Below are 22280 nucleotides of genomic sequence, written 5' to 3'. Positions count from 1 at the left end.
ATATATCCATAACATGAAATACTTAATAGTCGGAGGAGTTGCCGGTGGAGCTACCGTAGCAGCCCGTTTACGCAGAATCGATGAAAATGCAGAAATAATCCTGTTCGAAAGAGGAAAGTATGTCTCTTATGCCAATTGTGGATTACCTTATTATATAGGTGGGACAATCGCCGAACGCGATAAACTGTTCGTACAGACAGCTCAGGGATTTACAGCCCGTTTTAATATAGATATTCGTACCGAACAAGAGGTGACAGCTATTCATCCGAAAGAAAAAACAGTTGAGATAACAGATATCAACACTGCTCGTACCTATAGCGAAAACTATGATAAACTGATCCTTTCTCCCGGAGCAGAACCTCTTCGTCCCGGCATTGAAGGAATCAATAGCGATAAGATATTCACTTTACGTAATGTCCCGGACACTGATACAATCAAGAAATATGTCAGCAGAAGCAATCCCCGGCACGCCGTAGTTGTCGGAGGTGGATTTATTGGACTTGAAATGGCAGAAAACCTGCACCAACTAGGCATTCAGGTAGCTGTCGTTGAAATGGCAAACCAGGTCATGGCTCCGTTGGACTATTCTATGGCAGCCATTGTACATCAGCAATTAACAGACAAGCAAGTCGATCTGCGGCTGGAAGATGGCGTCTCACGTTTTGAAGAAACACCTGAAGGGATAATAGTTCACCTACGTAGCGGCAAACAGATTACGACTGATCTCGTTATTCTTAGTATAGGCGTACGTCCGGAAACCAGACTGGCCAAAGAAGCAGGATTGTCTCTCGGTACATTAGGAGGTATTGCTATAAACGATTACATGCAAACTTCCGATCCTGACATCTACGCTTTAGGCGATGCCGTAGAAGTTCGTCATCTGGTTACAGGCAAACCTGCTTTAATCCCACTCGCAGGCCCGGCAAACAAACAAGGACGCATCGTAGCTAATAATATTGTATATGGAAATCGCGAGACATATCCGGGTACGATGGGAACTTCTATTGCCAAAGTTTTTGACCTTACCGTTGCAGCGGCTGGGGCTAACGCCAAGTTACTGAAACGCGAAGGGATTACTTACCAGTCCTCTTATACTCATTCGGCATCACACGCCGGCTATTATCCGGGAGCAGTACCGATGTCTGTTAAAATATTATTTTCACCGGAAAACGGTCAGTTACTAGGTGCACAAATCGTCGGATTCGACGGAGTGGACAAACGAATTGAAATGTTTGCACAAGTGATCCAACGTAAAGGTACGGTTTACGACCTGGCGACGCTAGAACATGCTTATGCTCCCCCCTACTCTTCAGCCAAAGATCCGGTTAACATGGCTGGTTATGTAGCTGAAAATATCCTGACTCAAAAGGTCGAAATAGTACACTGGCGTGATATTGCCGGATTACAGAAAGATACATTGTTACTGGATGTCCGTACAGCCGATGAATACAGCCTGGGAACACTACCTAATGCCATCAATATTCCGGTGGACGAACTCCGTACCCGCTTATCGGAATTGCCGAAAGATAAATCGATCGTAGTAAGTTGTGCTGTCGGATTACGAGGTTATCTGGCTTATCGTATCCTGACACAACATGGTTTCAAGAATGTAAAAAATCTTTCCGGAGGTTATAAAACATGGAGCGTAGCTTCTGCAAAACCAATATCTGTTATGGAAAACGGTACACAAAAAACAATAGAAACCCCAAAAGTATCACGACCGACTCCTTCGCAAGTATCCGAAAAACAGACAGTTCGGATTGATGCCTGCGGACTGCAATGCCCCGGTCCGGTTCTGCAATTAAAAAAGCATTATGCCGAAATAAACACTGGCGACCGGCTCCTGATAACGGCCACAGATCAAGGATTTGGAAAAGATGTTGCTGCCTGGTGTAATATGACCGGAGCGCAATTGGTTGGAGTAGAAAACAAATCAGGAGTAATTCACGCCACCATCGAAAAAGGAGAACCGAAAAGTAGTTGTAAAGTTCTGGGCGGTGCCGACAACAAAACTCTTATCGTTTTCAGTGACGACCTCGACAAAGCTTTAGCTTCATTCGTTATTGCAAATGGAGCAGCCTCAACCGGCAAGAAAGTAACCATGTTCTTTACTTTCTGGGGATTGAATGTTATCAAGAAACGCCAGAAGCCGTCAGTATCGAAAGACCTGTTCGGTAAAATGTTCGGTTGGATGCTCCCATCGCATAGCAGTAAACTGAAACTGTCAAAAATGAATATGGGAGGAGCCGGAAGCTGGATGATGCGTCTGATCATGAAGAAGAAACATATCGATAGCCTGGAAAGTCTGATTGCACAAGCTGCAGAAAACGGAATCGAAATGATCGCCTGCACTATGAGTATGGACGTCATGGGTGTGAAAAAAGAAGAATTAATGGATAATGTCACTTTAGGAGGTGTCGCCACTTATCTCGAACGCGCAGAAGAAGCCAATATAAACCTCTTCATCTAAGAGATCACAACATCTTCTATATTTCTATCAAGTCCTGAATAACTTATAAGGGTTATTCAGGACTTGACATTTTAACAGGAAATACAATAGGGGGTTGACGAAGAGTAAACAAAATATTACATATCTTTGTATTCATATAAATCAAAAGAATTTACGGACTTATACCTAAATAACCAAAGAAATATGACAAAGCACACACAAATATTATTCTTTCTTCTGTTATCACTGCTATTCCATTCTGCCGACAGTAAAAATATTTCCCCCTATTTTTTCTCGCAGATCGGGATAGAGGATGGACTTACCCAAGGCACTGTTACTCATATCTATCAAGATACAGACGGGTATTTATGGCTCGGAACCCAGGGAGGTTTACACCGGTACGACGGATACGAATTTAAGGTATTTAAGAACAATCCGACAGACTCTTGTTCATTGGCTGACAATAATGTACAGGACATCGCCGAAGACAGGAATAAAAATATTTGGGTGATCACAGACAATGGGGTTCACAAAATTGCGCATGAGACAGGGCATATCCAACGATATCATGTGAAAGAAACCCGCTTTATGCATTGTTGTTTACGCTGCCGGAACGGAGAATTTCTATTTGCCGGAGAAAAGTATCTATACCAATATGATGAACAGGGCGATTCACTCGTTTATAAAGATTGGCTATCCTCTACTCCCATCGCTCCTAACATAAAAGCCCTACAGGAAGACGAAGAAGGAAATTTGTATGTAGCCAGTTCACAATCCGGACTTGCCGTATTAAACAAGCAGAGGGAAGTCATACATTATTATAAACATGATCCGGATGATCCGTTTTCACTTATCAAAGGTTCTATTTGCGGGTTATTTACCGATAGTCATAAACGCCTATGGATACTTTCTGAAACATCGGGGCTTTGTTATCTGGACAAGGCTAATAACAAGTTTATCCATCTGAATACGACAAACTCAGCATTAAGCAGCAATGTTGTCCGCGCGATAGCAGAAGGGGAACCCGGAACATTATTACTCGGCACTTTCGCCGGATTGAATAGTCTGGATCTGGAAACATTTAAGGTGACTCCTTATAAATTCAATCCGAATGAGCCCGGAGCATTGAGTTATTATTCCGTTCACAGCCTGCTCAAAGATAATGCCGGGGCATTATGGGTCGGGACCTGGAAAGGATTGAATTACTACAGCCCTGCCAGAAAACAATTCTATCTAATCACTCCCAATGAATTCACCGGATTGCTGGGTATGGGAAAAGAAGACGACAACGGTAATATTTGGTTTGCCACAGAAGGTGCCGGATTATTCTGTTATAATCCTGATACACAAAGTCAGCAGTTTTATCCTAAAAAATCACCGTATAAAAGTAATTACAGTTCCAACATATTCAAATCTTTATTCATAAAAGGTGACAGTATTCTTTGTGCGACTAATACCGGGTCTGTTTACCTGTTCTCCAGAAAAAGAAAAGATTACCGGTTACTTTTTGATTGTGAGCGGGGAGATATTTATACCCTGCTGAATGACAGTAAAGGTAGACTATGGATTCCGACCAACTCCGGTACCGGATTAGTGTTGATAGATAAAGGAAAGCAAATTAACCAATTTCCGGTAGATGGAAAAAACAGAAAATTTCTTTATGTCTCCACATTAAAAGAAGTAGAACCCGATGTTTTTATTCTGGGAACACTCAAGCAGGAACTTTACAGATATGATATGAAGAAAGAGACTCTCAAAACGATCTCTTCACAGGATCTTAACCTGCATGACAATGTAAAGCCCGGAGCCATCAGCGCCATTTTAACCGATTCGCTACAGAATATATGGATATCTTTCTTCGGTAGTGGCATCTACTGTTTTGATCGGGAAATGAATCTGATCAAACAATATACTGACACCACCGGTGTAACGGATGGTTATATCTACACCATGGTACAGGATAAAAATCAATGTTTATGGGCCTTATCCGGAAATAGTCTATATTACTACGAACCGGAGACAGATCGTTTCATATCTGTTCATAATGCCAGCCAACAAGTACTGGAATTCACTCTGCTTGCAGGAACAAGCGATAGCAGGGGTACTCTTTATTTCCCGGGAAATAAAGGAATCATGTGCTTTAAACCCACCTCTATGAACAAAAACACCTATATTCCACCTGTCTATCTGACTTCATTGTCTATTAATAATAATCAGGTAGAATTTGAGGATAAAAAATCTATCGAATTAAAGGCTGACGAAACCAATATTTCTATCGGATATACAGCTCCAGACTTTATATCGCCTCAACAAAATCAATATGCATATAAGATGGAAGGAGTAGAAAGTGAGTGGAACTACGTAAAGGGGCGAAGAGTGGCCTACTATAGTAATTTAGCACCAGGTAGTTACAATTTCAAAGTAAAGGTCGCAAATAGCGAAGGAGAGTGGAATCCGCAAGAGTCCTCTTTAAGTATTACAGTCATGCCTCCTTTATATAAAACATGGTGGGCTTACACCCTGTATATCATCGTTATATGTATTATTATATACAAGTTTGTCTACCACCAGAAAGTACGCCACGAACTGGAAAGTAATATCCGTTTCAAACAGCTGGAACAAGAAAAAATGAAGGAATTACACGAGGAGCGTATGAGATTATTTACCAACTTCTCACACGAACTACGCACTCCTTTAACTCTTATTATCAATCCACTGGAAGATCTTTTAAGCCATAGTGCGTTTTCTACAGAGGTAAAAAACGCTTTACAACTCATGCGTAAAAATACTCAGAGATTACTCTTACTCGTTAATAATCTAATGGATGTACAAAAATACGATGCTCATAAAATGGTATTACAAAAAGAAAAATTTAATCTGGCAGAATTTATAAAAGAATTATATGATTCCTTTATATCTATTGCTAACCATCGACATATCACATTCACTCAAAAAAATGATATTCCTGACTGTTTTTGTGTCTATTATGACCGTCAAGAGGTTGAAAAAGTGCTGTTTAACTTATTGTCTAATGCTTTTAAATTCACACCGGAAAAGGGGACTATTGAGATGAAATTATCAGTACTTTCCAACGAAAGTGACTTAGTTCGTGTGAAACTAAGTCAAAATTCACACCTCATCGAGGACTATTATTTACACATACAAGTATCTGATAATGGGCAAGGTATATCACAGGAAGAGCTTGAAAAAATATTCCAGCCATTCTACCGTTCTTCACAGGATTTACATCACCAGGTTGCAGGTTCCGGTATCGGTTTAAGTTTAGCACGATTTATCGTAGAACAGCATAATGGTATCATATGGGCGGAAACAATGCCTCAATCCGGTACCCGAATGCATGTATTACTCCCTGTACAGGAAAAACCGGTCAGTGCCCCGATAAAACAAACAGAATCGATAATTCCCGTAAATATTCAGGAGCTCATCCCGAACGATAAAAAAAGAAATACAGCCGTCACACAAACACTATTGCTCGTTGAAGACAATAAAGATGTATTGGAATATCTCGAAAAACAATTTGAAAATGAATATAACATCTTAAAAGCAGGGAACGGTAAAGAAGCATTGGAACAAATAGCATTGAAAACGCCGGATCTGATTGTCAGCGATATCATGATGCCGGAAATGGACGGATTGGAGTTATGCACCCAAATCAAGCAAAATATCAAATTTTCCCATATTCCTGTCATTTTATTGACAGCCAAAACCATGCCTTCTCAAATAACCGAAGGATACAAGGCCGGAGCAGACGACTATATCATAAAGCCGTTCGACATTACTCTATTACAAACCCGTATAAAAAATCTATTGACCTCACGGAAACAGATACAACGGAAATATGAGAAAAAACTGAATCTTGATGAACTTGGTGTTAAAACAACCCGGCAGGATGAAGAATTCCTCAAACAATACACAGCCATTATTAAAGCAAATTTCTCTAATCCTGACTTGGATGTCGATATGATCTGTAAAGAAATAGGTATGAGCCGCGCTAACTTCTACCGGAAAGCAAAAACCCTGACCGCCCTGTCTCCTGCCGAAATGATCAAGCATCTCCGTTTGGAAGCTGCGGCCCAAATGCTACGTGAAACCAATTTAAGTATTTCCGAAATACTGGAAAAGGTTGCGTTCAGCAGCAGCGGATACTTTGCATCCTGCTTCAAAGCTGTATATGGCATGTCACCAAAAGAATACAGAAACGTCAATAATTTAAAAGATTAAAAAATAAATATCCTTTATTAACAAGTAAAAATAGTCTCAGAATCTCTATTTAGAGACAAAACTAACCTTTTTTGAAACGAAATAGACTTTTTTCGCCTTGATTTCTCATCACTTTTGCAGTGGGTCAATCAATAAGTGTTAACCATTTATTATAATTTATATGAGAAACAAGTTTTTAACAATGTTGATGGGAATTTTTCTTTTCGCCCACCAATTAATGGCACAAGACATTTCTGTGTCAGGTAATGTAAAAGATGAGAAGGGTGAGGCGCTGATCGGTGTCTCCATCCAGGTAAAAGGGACCACAATCGGGAACATTACCGACATAGACGGTAATTTCATGATCTCCTCTGTGCCCGCAAACAGCGAATTGGTATTCTCTTATATGGGATATCAGACTCAGACAATAGCTGTAAAGGGAAATAAAGTTATTAACGTCACATTAAAGGAAGACTCTCAAGCACTTGAAGAAGTGGTTGTAGTCGGTTTCGGTACACAAAAGAAAGTGAACCTGACAGGTGCCGTTGCTTCTGTCGGCTCTGAAGTATTGGAAAATAAACCGGTAGCCAATGTCGGTCAGGCATTGCAGGGTGTTGTTCCCAACTTGAACGTATCAGCTACGAATGCATCACCAAATGCAACTCCTTCTTTTAACGTTCGTGGTGGTACTTCTATCGGTTTGAAAGAAAACAAAACGAATGAATGGGAAGTTAAAAACGGCAGTCCGTTGATCATAGTCGATGGTATCCAGGTTGATGCGGATTATTTGAACATGATGAACCCTAGCGATATTGAAAACATATCTGTATTAAAAGATGCTTCTGCTTCTGCTATTTACGGTGCACGTGCGACTTATGGTGTTATGTTGATCACTACCAAATCAGGTAAAAATGAATCGAAAGCAACGGTTACATATAATATGAACCTACAATGGAATACACCATCTCGTATTCCTGACATTTTGGATTCTTACACACACCAGTTAGCTTCCAACAAACAGACAGAAATGACAGGAGGTACGGTTACTCCATGGATGGAAACCCTGTTAGCCGCCAAGAAAAAATACATGGAAAATCCGACACCTGAAAATGCCTGGATTTACAATGAGGGTAGTACAACCGCAATGACATGGGTAGCCAATATGAACCCGTATGAAGTTGGAGTAAAAGACTGGACACCTCTGCAGCGTCACAATATCTCTATCAGTGGAGGATCTGCTAAAACTCGTTACTACATATCTATGGGTTACCAACGTCAGGAAGGTATGTATAATATCAATACGGATATTCAGAATCGTTATAATATCAATATGAACCTGAATACAGAAATCACGAATTGGTTTAATATCGCTTCTAAAATTTCATTCAACTCCAGCAATTATAACGAACCTTACATGAACCCTCAGAAAGGTTCCGTATGGTCTGCAATGAAAAATGAACCCGGACGTAATCTGAATATGCCGATTATGACAGGTCCTAACGACCCTATACCCAATACTTATACAGATAATATTCTGGGTTGGCTAGCTTATGGTGCTACACAGCAGACCAAAAATACCAGTACAGTATTTAATGTTACTCCAACCATCACTTTTTGTCCTGAATTCAATATAAAGGCAGAATTGTCTTATCGTCCGACAGAATACTTCCAGAAACGATTCATTCCTGTTCGTAACTATGTTGTAGACTCTTGGGGGGGTACGGTTAACACACATACAAACCCATCCAGTGTAAGGGAAGAAGCCCGTCATTCCGACTATTACACAATCAATGCTTATGCAAATTTCAACAAAGCATTCGGAAAACACAATATTTCGGCAGTGGCTGGTTTCAACCAGGAATGGTATCAATTCCGTAAAACCTGGGGAGAAGCAGAGGATGTTATCTCCAACGACATGCCGACTTTAGGTATGACTAACGGTGCACAATATACAGGTGACAATTTCGAACATTGGGCTATTCGCGGAGCTTTTGTCCGTGCTAATTACAACTACGACGGACGTTATTTATTTGAATTCAGCGGACGTTACGACGGAACTTCCCGCTTCGGAAAAAACTCCCGTTTCCAGTTCTTCCCTTCTTTCTCTGCAGGTTGGAGACTTTCGGAAGAAAAATTCATGACAGATACACGTAGTTGGTTAGACAATTTAAAAATTCGTGGATCATGGGGTTCATTAGGTAACCAGGATGTTGCAAACTATGCTTATATTGCCAGCTACGGTGCAGCCGATTATATTTCATGGGTAATGAACGGTTCTCAACTGATGGGTATGAGTCCTACAGCAATCATTGCAAACGACTTGACATGGGAAACAGCCAGCACATTAGACTTTGGTGTTGACTTTACGGTATTAAATGGTCGTTTGGATGCTACATTCGACTGGTACACCCGCCGTACAACCGACATTTTGATGAGTGGAACAAAACTTCCGGCAGTTCTGGGAGCCTCCGTTCCTAAACGTAACTCCGGAGAATTAAAAACAAACGGTTGGGAATTGAGTTTAAAATGGAAAGACCAGTTAAGCAATGGCATTCGTTATGATATCGGATTAGTTTTATCTGACTATCAATCTAAAGTCGTTAAATTCACAGGTAACCCTAATGGCCTGCTGGATACTTTATATGATGGTATGAAAATGGGTGAAATCTGGGGATATGAAACTGTTGGTATCTTACAGGAAAACGATTTTACTATCGATGAAAACGGTAAATATATCCTGAATGGACCAGACCAAACCGAAATTCTGGCTAACCATTACCCAGGTGATATCCGTTATGCCGACCTGGACGGTGACGGTAAAATTTCAAAAGGTGACAATACAATAGATAACCATGGTGATAAGAAAGTAATCGGTAACTCCACCCCTCGCTTCCAATATGGTATCACCGGTAATATTTCATGGAAAAACTTCGATCTGAATATATTCTTCCAGGGAATTGCAAAGAAAGACGTTTGGATCAGCGATAACGTATTCTGGGGTGGTTCAGGTACAGCCGGAAACTGGGAAATGTATAATAACTCATGGACACCGGAACGCACCGACGCAAAATATCCGATGTATGCAGGACGTATTTCCAGTGTTGCTCAGACAGGATATCTGTTTAACGGAGCTTACCTCCGCTTGAAAACATTGGCATTAGGATACACATTGCCTAGAGAATGGACCAGCAAAGCTAAACTGTCTACAGTGCGTTTAAGCTTGTCAGGATATAACCTGTTTGAAATCACACAGATTCCAGATCTGTATGACCCTGATCAGATTTCATCTGCTTATCCGATGATGCGTTCAGTAGCATTTGGTCTGCAGGTAGGTTTCTAATAAGTACATTTAAAACACAACAATTAAAGAGATTCAATTATGAAATTCAATTTTAAGAAATATATACTGGCTCTTGGAATGGCATCGGTATTGCTACCGGGCTGTAACGATGACTTCATGGAACGTTATCCTCAAGACCAGCTTACAGATGAGAGTTTCTGGAAAACAGAGACAGATTTAAAACTAATGTTGAACAGTCTTTATCCTCTTTACATTATCGGCCACCAAAGCGGTTGGGCACAAGATAAAAGCCCCGCACTGAATGTTGTCGGTAGCCCTTTAATGTACGGCGATGTCTATTCCGACAACTGTGTTAAGACTGGTAACGAATTCAGAAGCATGGCTGGTGAACTGATCGTTCCGACCGGAGCTTCTGCCGATAACGGATGGTACTGGTGGAATCTTCGCAAAGTAAATTTCTTTCTGAACCGTTACGATAGAGCAGATCTTAGCCAGGAAAAGAAAAATGCATATGCAGCAGAAGCTTATTTCTTCAAAGCATGGGACTATTATCAAAAAGTACTTTTGTTCGGTGATGTACCCTGGCTCACACGAGACCTGAATGTAGACTCGGAAGAATTGTATGCTGCCCGTACACCTCGTTCGGAAGTAATGGATTCTGTATTAATGTGTATCAATAAAGCCGTAGAATGGTTACCTGAAAAAGGGAAACAGGAAGACGAACGTTTAAACAAAGATCAGGCTAATTTCCTGAAAGCTCGTATCTGCTTGTTTGAAGGTACATTCCGTAAATACCATACGGAAGCCGGTCTGCAGGAAACTGCAAACAAATGGCTGGAAGAAGCAGTTAAAGCCAGTGAAACATTAATCGGTAAATATTCTCTTTATAAAAACGGAGAAGATACATATTGGAAAATGTTCGCAACCACCGACCTGTCAGGTAATCCGGAAGTAATTCTTGCACGCAATTATTTGGAAAATAAGGTAGGTCATGCTGCCCAGCGCTATTTTAATCAGAATAACTCTAACCGTCAGTCAATGGGTGCGACTCGTAGCCTGATCGATGAATATCTTTGTATCGACGGTCGCCCTATTTATACGGGAGGAAGCGAAAAGAACTACGAAAAGAATTCTAATTTCCTTGGTTATGGCAAATGGACAGAACTGGAGAACCGTGACCCACGTCTGACACAAACAGTATGTCGTCCCGGTGAACACGTTACTGTCTATGAAGGTGGCGTTGTTGACAAAGATGCAAATGGAATTAAATATCCAGATTTGAATTACAACGCATCCGGCTCCACAGTAACCGGTTACCGCGTGATCAAGCACTGGATGGGGGATAAAGTGGAAGAAGACCGTACAACTCAAGGTATACAGGCTGCTATCGAATTCCGTTATGCTGAATTGTTACTTATCTATGCTGAAGCAAAATATGAATTGAACGGAACCCTGAGCCAGGCTGATGTAGACCTAACGATCAATGCTTTGCGTGAACGTGCCGGATTTGACTTCAATAAATACCCGACTGCACGCTTAACCGTAGGCAGTGAACCTGCCGATCCGCGCCTGGATAAAATCTATGCTGATAAACTGGAATACACCGTATCTCCGTTATTACGTGAAATCCGTCGTGAACGTCGTATTGAAATGGCTATTGAAAATCGTCGTTATGAAGATTTGATACGCTGGAAAGCAGGAAAACTGTTAACCGTACCAATGCGTGGTATGCATTTCCTTACAGTTCAGGATTTATATGATGGGACACATACAGAAAAGCCGGAAAAAGCACAACAGGTTGAATTAAACAAAACCGTATTCGTTGACGACGAAGGTTTCCTGATTTGCTATCCGAAAAGTCCGTATCAAAATACGATCAAAGGTACATTACCCTGGGATGATTACCGCTACTATTGGCCTATCCCGAAAGAAGAATTAATTATGAACCCGAACTTAGTTCAGAACAAAGGTTGGGAAAATAAATAATTGATTAGATACCTACTGAAAAAGGAATCATTTTAGTAATAGAATGATTCCTTTTCTTTTTGGATTGATTATATGGAAATTCTCATGCTTTTATAAAGCACAGAGATAATAATGATCGCTTTTGATACAAAATTACCATTCTTCATTCTCTATTAACTCATACTTTTGTAGTATTAGATAACTTTAAACGATATCATGACATGAGATATAAAGCCTGTTTAGTCTCTATTACATTATCTTTCCTTTCATTCGGTAACATTCTTGCCAACGATGCCGACTCGTTACGTCAAGTACAAATAAACCGACTGCAAGAACAAGTCAACTGGGTAAATCCGGAAGCCATCCGTGCTTATCTGGATGATTCAAAATCATCTCTGGGTGACCAGGCACCCGGACTCTATCAGAAACTGGAAGAGCTGGAATCTTTATTGCCCCAGGTAAACCAACATCTCGCTAAAGACACAAGCCTGCAAACAATTAACGAGGCAGAAAAACTACTCGCTCTCAAACGGGAAATCATACTGGCTAATCCCCTTCTGGATGTCGACAACCTATTGATAGCCCGTTATCATCTGGGCGATAAAGCACGCAAAGCAATGGGACCGTCACTCGGTACATCTACCGCCAACTATAACTCGCTCTTCTCCAACAGACGCAAAGGATATGACGCTGAAATCTGCCGTCTTTCCAATCTGCGCGGAGAAATTCAAAGCAAGACACTCTATAAACCAAACGCCGATGTTCCTATTTCCGATATCCAGCTGCATTGGGATGCCGACCGCCTGCTCTTTTCATCTCTCGACGAAAACCGGAAATGGCAGATCTACGAAATGAACACAGATGGAAGCGGACTCCACCAGAAGATAACGGTCGATGAACCGGACCTGGAATTCTGCGATGCCAACTATCTGCCGGACGGCAAAGTCGTAGCCACCTGCAATATCGGTTATAACGGCGTTCCCTGTGTACACGGAGATGATGTTGTCGCAAACCTCATCTCTTATGATCCAGAGACAAAAAACATACGCCGGCTGACATTCGACCAGGACGGAAACTGGGCACCGATCGTTATCCCGAACGGCCGCCTGATGTACACCCGCTGGGAATACACCGACCTGACACATTATTTCTCCCGTATCGTGATGCACATGAATCCGGACGGTACAGAAAATAAAGCCTTATACGGAAGTGGTTCTTATTTTCCGAATAGTACGTTCGATATGAAACCGCTTTCCAAATACAACAGCCGTTTTATCGGCATCATATCCGGCCATCACGGGACTTCACGTTCAGGACGGTTGATCATCTTCGATCCGGCCAAGAGTCGCAAAGAAGAAAAAGGAATGATACAGGAACTCCCTTTCAGCAAACGTCCCATCGTCCCGATCATCAAGGATGAACTCGTAGAAGGCGTTTGGCCCCAGTTCATGAAGCCTTATCCGTTGAATGAAAAATATTTCCTGGTAGCTTGTAAACCGGCACCCGATGCACTTTGGGGTATCTATCTGGTGGACGTATTCGATAACCTGACCCTGATAGCCGAACAGGAAGGCGAAGGCCTCACCGCCCCTATTCCTCTGAAGAAAACGGAAACGCCCCCTATCATCCCGTCCAAGATCAAACCGGGAGAAAAAGAGGCTACCGTATTCATTCAGGACATTTATGAAGGGGAAGGAACGCAGGGAGTACCCCGCGGAACAATCAAAGCGCTTCGTATCTTTGCCTACGAATATGCTTATATCCTCGCTCCGTCCGACCACGATGCGCAAGGTATCCAGAGCGGATGGGATATCAAACGTATCCTCGGCACGGTTCCGGTCGAAGAGGACGGTTCCGTCATGTTCAAGATTCCGGCCAATACGCCTGTTTCTATCCAGCCGCTGGACAAAAACGGAGCTGCCATCCAATGGATGCGAAGCTGGCTGACGGGTATGCCCGGCGAAATCGTATCCTGTACGGGCTGTCATGAAGACCAGAATACAATCGCTATGCCCAAGCGTACGATCGCCTCGACAATCACTCCGCATCAGTTGAAAATGCCTGAAGGAGGCATCCGGCCGTTCACTTTCCGCCTGGAAGTGCAGCCGGTGTTAGATCGTAACTGCGTTTCCTGTCATAACGGTACGATAGCTCAGCCGGACTTCCGCAAAGACCAGATGGTCACTTACAAACGAGGTGTCCTGACCAAGCTCGAACGTCCTTATGACCAGAGTTATCTGAACCTCCATCCATACGTATACCGCCAGGGACCGGAATCGGATATTTACGTACTCCGCCCTTATGAATATTACGCGAATAACAGCGAACTCATCCGTATCCTGCAGGCAGGCCATCATGGTGTAAAAATCCCGGAACAAGATATGAAGACGTTATATACCTGGATCGACCTGAATGCTCCTTATTTCGGTGCGTTCACTCAATTGGATTTAAAGAAGGAAGCACCAAAGAACCAGGTAGAACGCCGTATGGAACTGGCAGAAAAATACAGTGGCGTACGGGTTGACTGGCAACAGGAAATCAAAGATTACGCTGCCTGGTTAAAAAACAAAGAAGACAATGTTGTCGATGCGACTACCGGCGCGAGTACATCCGCAGAAACCGGTTCTTTGAAAGAGGCAAAGAAAATAAAAACAGTCAAAGTCAAAGGTTTTCCTTTTAGCCGGGAAGAAGCAGTAAAGAAGCAGACGGCAGATAACAAAGCAAACCGCCAGCTGACCGTAGCTCCCGGTATCACCCTCGACATGGTCTGGATACCTGCCGGTACATTTGTTATGGGTGATAACAATGATCCGTCAGCCTCCCCAGCTTTCAAGACACAAGTCAGGAAAGGATTCTGGATGAGTACAACGGAGATCACGAACGAACAGTTCGGTGCACTGTTTCCCGAACATGACAGTCGTTTCATAGGTCAGACCTGGAAAGACCATACAACTCCCGGTTATGCAGCCAATCTCCCCAAACAACCGGTTATCCGTATCAGCTGGGATGAAGCAAACGATTTCTGTAAAAAACTGGGTGAAAAGAATCAATGTAACGTCACCCTCCCTACCGAAACACAATGGGAATGGGCAGCCCGTGCCGGATCGGCAAACGATTTCTGGTTTGGAGACCGTCATGCAGACTTCGGTTCCTATGAAAACCTGGCAGACAGTACGACCGTCGACCTTGCCGTTACCGGTGTAAACCCCAAACCGATGCGCCCGAATGACCCAATGCGTAAATTCTGGGATTTTCTGCCGAAAGAGCTGGCTGTAAACGACCATCATCTGATCTCCGCAGATGTGGCATCGATGAAACCGAATCCCTGGGGTGTATATGATATGAACGGAAATGTGGCAGAATGGACACGTTCCGACTATGTTCCTTATCCGCTTAAAGAAAAAGCAGAGAAAGTGAAAGCAGAACAGAAAGTCGTACGCGGCGGTTCATGGCGCGAACGTCCGAAGTATTCCACTTCGGCTATCCGTAAGGCTTACTATCCGTGGCAACGTCCGTTCAATGTCGGATTCCGTATTATCATAGAAGATTAAAAGCACATCACTACAGTATAATTCAAAGTACCCTTCAGCCTTCAGGACATCGTTAAGCATTGTTATTCAAAGCTAGATACCTGAAGGCTGTTTTTTTTAAACGGATAACTATCCGTACATTCATCGACAGGCACCGGAACCATTTCCGGCAGGCAGCGAGAAACATATATGTTTTGACTACAAAAGACTTATGTTTTGTGATCTAAATACTTATGTTTTTGTAGACAAATACTTAAGTATTTTCATTAGAATACGCATTGTTTCCTTTCAGGTAAAAACGATTGTAAATCAACACCCTAAAAACAGCTGAAAGCTGAAAGGTGTATATGAAATAAACCGCAGGACAAGCACTATTTCTTAAATCTTAAATTTAGAACACTCATTCTTCAAAATGGCCATTGTGTAGTAACAAAGAAAGCAGTTAATTTGCCATGTTTTTATATTATATAATTAATTAAATAATTTATTATGAGCAAAAAATTACTGTATCTACTTACACTGATTTGTTCTATCAGTTTATTTACAGCATGTAGCGATGACGATAACGAGAAGAAGGAAGAAGAAGTTGACAATAGCTGGGAACAGGTAGTCGGCGATTACAGCGGAGAAAAGCTGACATTCTCATACGGTGAAACGACTCTGACAGGAAAAGAAGTGAAATTTTCAGCAACAAACGGAACAAACGGCAGTCTTTTACTAAAGAATGTAATCCCGGGTGAAAACGAAACGACAATCTCTGATATAGCTGTTACCAAAGGCGAATTCTCCGGGACAGCGACTACAACCAATGCAAACGTCGAATATACCGGCTCTGTAAAAGATGAGGTTATGACGTTGAAACTGACTGTGGTTATGAATGATCCGAACGGATGGGCTAAGACATATCGTTTATCCAATTACGAAACAGGAGAATATAACTATGAAGGAATGCCTATGATTGTTCCAACAAATTGTGCTTTATATGCGAATTGGGAGGCAGAAGAGAATTATGTAAATGTACTCGTTCCTATCTTTAAAATTGCAGGAGGAATCCTTTTACCTCAAGTATTAAATACAGTAACACTTGAAACCGATGGAAATATCACCGCAGAATTCATGCAAAAGCCAAAAGTTCAATTTGAACAAAGTTGGATCATGAGCTTTTTCTTTACAGGAAATGCTCCTGACGAAAGTACAGTTAAAGCATTAATACCAGCTAGTGGATGGCAAACGGCTCCTAAGCATCTAGCCTATTGGTTTGTAAAAAATGACCAATTATATGTCAAACTGAACATTTCAACAATTCTTTCTCAAGTATTAGGATCAGAAGCTGAAGGTCTCGGAGATATTATCAACGAACTCCTTAATGGAGATCCTTCAGTTATAAAAGGTATGCTAAGTACAATGGCTGGTATAGACTTATCTAATATATCAGATGCTTCTTTTGCAACTTTATTAAGCTGGGTTAAAGATGGTATTCCCATGAATGTAAAAATAGAGAACAGCTGCACTTATATGTATCTTGATAAAAAATCATTTGATCCATTCTTCTCCTCGCATGATGCTTCAGGCGAAGCAACATCGGATTTGTCAGAAATATGGAAAGCCTTAGTTGCAGCAGGAAAAATACCTCAAGAAATGCAACCTATGGCATTATTCATAAATATGATAACTGAATATTGGCCTGGAACCACAGCATTCGGTTTAGGCATGAATTTACAAGCTGCAAATTAATACAAATATTTAAACTAAAAAAGAAGGTGTCCCAAAAGGATGCCTTCTTTTTTTAATTGTTTTACTTTAAAATCTTTACCTAATTACAATTTTTTGTTCAGTTTTATTTTTGCCATCAGTAACTATAACAAAATAAATTCCCTGCTTAAGGTTATTTAGGTTAGATTCAAAGCTGTTTGTGTTCAGATGTGCTTTTGATAAAACTAAAACTCCTTGTTGGTTGTATATTTGAATTGTTGATTTATTTCTAATACTTAATTTAGAATCAAGGTTACATGTTTGATCTTGTGAGACTTTTAAGACTTTTGTATTATTATCGTATGTTATACTATATATCTTGTTTTCATTATTAGAATGTTTGATAATAATTTTATTATATTCTTTGATATATCTATCACTTAATTGTACATGAACTGTTAAAATATTTTCTCCTATATTCAAATTTGAAGGATCAAGTACAAATTTTGAGCTAGGATTTAGACTATAAAAATGCTGATTTATTAGCCATGCTATCTGATAGATTGGTGATGACTGAGGGTATTTTACATAGAATTCAACCGGTTTATCATAAACATCCTCAGGACCAAAAAGTCCGTATTCATTGGAAATTGCTTTTATATTAATGCTTTTACTACTGGTTGTTTCGTTTATAGAGAAATCTAAATCAATTTTATAATAAGGGTATGGACTATCAGGTCTAACAGTAATTCTATTGGTGTTTTGTCCACTAACAATTATCCCATTTGAAATATTCCATTTATATTTTGCACCTGCAATATTATCAACAGCAATAGTATATGTTTTCTGCTTATCATCAGAATATATTGCCTCAGGAACTTCTATAATATTTAGATATGAAATATCAAGTACTTTTAATTTATATTTAGTGGTTTCACTTAATAATGAATTTTTATTAGAGATTGCTTGAACTTTTATATCTCCTTCGTAATATAATTGCAAAGGAGTCTCAATTAGCAACCAAACATTGTTATTCGAAATATCTTTTCGTTGGAAAGTCCCACTTAAACCGTCTGTAGTTTTACATCCTCTAGGTAAAGTCCATTGATAAGTCCTTGTATTTTCAACATTTGAAAAAAAGAGGAGTGGACCTAATTTGCTAATGAATTCGGGTGCAGAAGGTTTTTCTGGTTCTGGTTCTGGGACTGGCTTTATTCCTGAAATTTTTACTTTAGCTTCCATTGTTACATTAGAAGTGCCATTAAATCCTGTGACCATAATTGTTCCTTGTGGTACATTGTCCCAAGTGATTTTTACTGATTCTCCCTCTCGTCCATCAAGTAAACCCCAAAGTGTTTGCCATACCAATGAGCGAGTATTAGGGAAATTTACAACTTTATACTCATATTTGATACCAGCATAGACAGTATCTTTAGAGGGTGAAATTCCTGGACCTTGTATTTTGTACTGAGCGACAGAGATTGTACTAAAAAGGAAGGTCAACAACAATGAAAGAAATAATTTTGAATAAATAGTTTTCATAATGTAAAGATTAAATTAATATTAGTTTAAACTATAGGCAATAAAGCTAACGAAAATATAATGAATATTCTATTTTTTTTATATAAATCGTTGACAATTGATAAATATCCTTAGTCAATGTATTCAGGGAGCTACCTGCAAATATCAATATTCTTCTAAATGAGAACCAAACCTTTTGATAACTCTATAGTTAGGAATTTCTCAAAAAATCTCTTTATCTTCGTGCTGTTTTGAAGAACTTTATTTTAATAACTAAAAGGTATTAGTTTACTAACAGATTTATGAAAACAAAACTAATGTATTTATTCAGCATGTTCTGCATGTTAAGTTTGTTCACGGCTTGTAGTGATGACGATAAGGGAGGACCTATCGGAACAGAATTTGACGGCGTATATAAAGGAACGCTCGATGTAGATCTGGACGGAACTAAAGTCGGTGAAAATCTTCCCCAGAAAGTGTATGTGACCAAAGTCGGCGACAACCAGATCAAGATGGAACTGAAAAACTTCAGTTTCGGGGCTATGGCACTCGGAAACATTTCCGTAGACAAATGTAATGTAGAAAAACAAAGTGATGACGTTTGTAAGTTCGATGGCGAACAAAAGTTGACGTTACCTATCGTCGGCGATTGTGATGTGGTAATGAACGGTACTATCGCCGGTGAAAAACTCGATATGGTGATCAATGTAAAAGCTACCCAGTCAGGTGCAGCCATCACAGTGAAAGTCGATTTCAAGGGTACGAAACTGGCTACCGACCAGAGTTCGGAGGCTAAGATCACAGAATTTACTTTCGACAGCAAAGAAGTCGTTTCACAGCCGGAAATTGACGGAACAAACATCACCTTTATGGTAACAGACACCATCAAAGCGGAAGAATTGGCAGCTTTAGTTCCAACAATCAAAATTTCCGATAAAGCAACAATCACTCCTGCAAGCGGTGTAGCGCAGGATTTCTCTAAACCTGTCACTTACACTGTGACTTCGGAGGATGGAATTACGACCACGACTTATACTGTTTCCGTAGCTGGCAAAATGCAGAAATATTCACTAGACGAATGGGTTGACAAAGGAACCGGTAAGGCTGCCTATAAAACGCCATTCCCCGATGATAAATTGGCGACCAGCAGTGCCGGTGCCAGCTATTTGGCATTATTTGGTTATACAGACGAATTTCCGGTTGTTCCAACAGAGGATGCTGTTAAAGGTATGGCAGCTAAACTGACAACTAAGAATACATCGGATATTTCTTTAGCACCTGCTATTACTTCCGGTTCTCTGTATACCGGACGTTTTGCGGTCGATCCTTTTAACCAGTTGAACAGTACGAAATTCGGTATCATGTGTGATAAGAAACCGTTGCTCTTTAACGGTTACTATAAATATACCCCGGGCGAATTGTTCCTGGATGGTTCTGATAAAAAGAATATCGTAGAGCATCCTGAATTGACGGACGAATGCAGCATTAAAGGTGTTTTATATGAAGTAGCTAACGAAAGCGAAACGTTGACAGGCCTGAACATCGGCGATTCTGAAAAGATTGTAGCAGTAGCAAGCCTGGCCGATGGTACGGCGAAAGCGGAATATACTCCGTTCAGCCTCGAATTCAATTTTCTGGATGGCAAAACGTATGATTCAACCAAATTGTATAAGCTGGCTCTCATTTTCTCTTCCAGCAGTAAAGGTGATACTTTCCAGGGAGCACCCGGAAGTACCTTATATATAGATGAACTGGAAGTCGTTTTCGAATAATACACGATTCGTAAAATCCATATCGTGAAAAAGGGGGCTGTCCAAAAAGTCGGATAGCCCCTTTTGCTATTGTTTATTTCGGTAAAAAGCAGTATCTTACCGTTGCAAAAAACAAAACCAATAGCAATGGCTAAGATAGTATTTAAAGAGTTAACTTCCAACCAAAATGTACTTTTTCCGGTAAGTTTATCGGAAAAGATAGCTCCCAATCATCCCGTTCGTGTTGTAAACAGTGTTGTAGACACATTGGATATTAGCAGTCTTCTTCAGACATATAAAGGAGGAGGCACCAGCAGCTACCATCCCCGTATGATGCTCAAGGTTCTGTTTTATGCGTACTTGAACAATATCTATTCCTGCCGTAAAATAGAAAAGGCCTTGGAGGAGAACATTCACTTCATGTGGTTATCCGGAAATAATACTCCCGACTTCCGTACAATCAATGATTTCCGTAGCAAACGTTTAAAAGAACACATAAAATCGTTGTTTTCAGCCATTGTTCTGTTGTTACAAGAATCCGGCTATGTCAGTTTGGATGTACAGTATATCGATGGCACCAAAGTGGAATCGGCCTCCAACCGCTACACTTTTGTCTGGCGTGGCAGCGTGGAAAAGAACAAGGCCAAACTGGAGTCGAAAATACAAGCAATCCTTAGTGAGATTGACAAACATATCGAACAGGACAAACAGGAAAGGACACCGGAAGCCTTACCAGATATGGATTCCTGTGGTTTGCGGGAAAAGGTGAGCGCTTTAAACAAACGGCTCTCCGAGATGAATAAGGCTGAGCAGAAGCAAGTCAAAAAGTTACAGGAAGAATATCTGCCCCGCCTTGCCAAATATGAATTGCAATTAGAGAAATTAGAGGATCGTAATTCTTTCAGTAAGACGGATGAAGACGCAACCTTCATGCGCATGAAAGAGGATCATATGAAAAACGGGCAATTGAAACCCGCCTATAACGTACAGATTTCTACAGAAAATCAGTTTATTACAAATCTGGGGATTTACAGGCGTGCCGGAGATACGGGAACTCTAATTCCTTTTTTGAATGATTTTCGAGAGACTTATCATAGGCAATCTTCTATCGTAGTGGCCGATGCCGGTTATGGAAGCGAACAAAACTACGAATTTATGGAGAATGCGGGTATAGAGGCTTTTGTCAAGTACAATTATTTCCACAAAGAGCAGAAGCGTGCCTGGAAGAAGGATGCTTTTGCCATACAAAACCTTTACTATAATCAGGAACAGGATTACTACGTATGCCCGATGGGACAACATATGGAATATACAGGGCAAAGGAAAAATAAATCCGATGCAGGGATATGTATCCGTACTGAAGCGTTATCAGGCACAGAAATGTGAGGGTTGCCCGCTGAAATCTCAATGTCATAAATCAAAGACTAACCGGATCATAGAAGTTAACTATAACCTTAACAGGCATAAACAAAAAGCACGGGAAAAGCTCATGAGTGAGGAAGGTATTTATCATCGGGGCAGACGATGTATAGAACCGGAAGCTGTCTTTGCACAGATAAAGCATAACTCGGCATGGAACCGATTTAGATTAAGAGGGTTGGAGAAGGTAAAAACAGAGTTTACCCTAGTTGCTATTGCACATAATCTAAGGAAACTGGCTAAAAAAGTCAGTTCTCTTTTGTTTTTTACTTATTTCTGTAGGATAACTTCTCGAAAAGAGATAATTGAGAAAAACAAAGATGGTCTTAAAATAAAAATGGATAATAAAAGAGCGGCATAACAAAAAAGAAGGCATCCTTTTCAGACACCTTCTTTTACTTAATAAGTAGTAGATAAAGATGATAAACCAA

Annotated in this window: 8 protein-coding genes and 1 pseudogene; 8 read left to right on the top strand and 1 reads right to left on the bottom strand. The window is 40.7% G+C overall.

Translation table 11 applies throughout. The features are described 5' to 3' along the window. The first annotated feature begins 13 nt into the window (after positions 1–13). From IEY67_RS19125 to IEY67_RS19100, 6 genes are all read left to right on the top strand, one after another. Positions 14–2470 (top strand): CoA-disulfide reductase, encoded by a 2457-nt coding sequence (locus IEY67_RS19125; protein WP_183670762.1) that lies wholly within the window; start codon positions 14–16, stop codon positions 2468–2470. Positions 2471–2653: 183 nt separating this feature from the next. After that, positions 2654–6691, top strand: coding sequence for a hybrid sensor histidine kinase/response regulator transcription factor (locus IEY67_RS19120; RefSeq protein ID WP_183670764.1), 4038 nt, complete (start codon positions 2654–2656; stop codon positions 6689–6691). 181 nt (positions 6692–6872) lie between these two features. Continuing rightward, the gene (locus tag IEY67_RS19115; RefSeq protein WP_229801132.1) at positions 6873–10010 is read left to right on the top strand and encodes a SusC/RagA family TonB-linked outer membrane protein; all 3138 of its coding nucleotides are present in this window, start codon (positions 6873–6875) and stop codon (positions 10008–10010) included. Between the two features lie 39 nt (positions 10011–10049). Then, a complete protein-coding gene (locus IEY67_RS19110; RefSeq protein WP_183670768.1) occupies positions 10050–11957 on the top strand; it encodes a RagB/SusD family nutrient uptake outer membrane protein in 1908 nt (635 codons plus the stop codon). A 200-nt stretch (positions 11958–12157) separates the two neighbouring features. Further along, a complete protein-coding gene (locus IEY67_RS19105) occupies positions 12158–15487 on the top strand; it encodes an SUMF1/EgtB/PvdO family nonheme iron enzyme (RefSeq protein WP_183670773.1) in 3330 nt (1109 codons plus the stop codon). A gap of 468 nt (positions 15488–15955) precedes the next feature. Beyond that, positions 15956–17200, top strand: a complete 1245-nt coding sequence (locus tag IEY67_RS19100; protein ID WP_183670775.1) for a DUF4925 domain-containing protein — start codon at positions 15956–15958, stop codon at positions 17198–17200. 75 nt (positions 17201–17275) lie between these two features. On the opposite strand, the gene IEY67_RS19095 is transcribed toward IEY67_RS19100, so the two are convergent. Continuing rightward, positions 17276–18700: a PKD-like domain-containing protein gene (locus IEY67_RS19095; protein WP_183670777.1), complete on the bottom strand. Its 1425-nt coding sequence runs from the start codon at positions 18698–18700 to the stop codon at positions 17276–17278. A 281-nt stretch (positions 18701–18981) separates the two neighbouring features. On the opposite strand from IEY67_RS19095, the gene IEY67_RS19090 reads away from it, so the two are divergent. Both IEY67_RS19090 and IEY67_RS19085 read left to right on the top strand, forming a co-directional pair. Next, positions 18982–20451 carry a PCMD domain-containing protein gene (locus IEY67_RS19090; protein WP_229801131.1) on the top strand — a complete coding sequence of 490 codons (1470 nt, stop codon included), beginning with the start codon at positions 18982–18984 and terminating at the stop codon, positions 20449–20451. A gap of 126 nt (positions 20452–20577) precedes the next feature. Next, a pseudogene (locus tag IEY67_RS19085) lies at positions 20578–22210 on the top strand (IS1182 family transposase). Positions 22211–22280: the final 70 nt, after the last annotated feature.

Origin of the sequence: Parabacteroides faecis (assembly GCF_014647375.1) — a bacterium.
In the GTDB taxonomy this organism is placed as follows: Bacteria; Bacteroidota; Bacteroidia; order Bacteroidales; family Tannerellaceae; genus Parabacteroides; species Parabacteroides faecis.
This window is presented reverse-complemented; position numbering and strand designations above follow the sequence as displayed.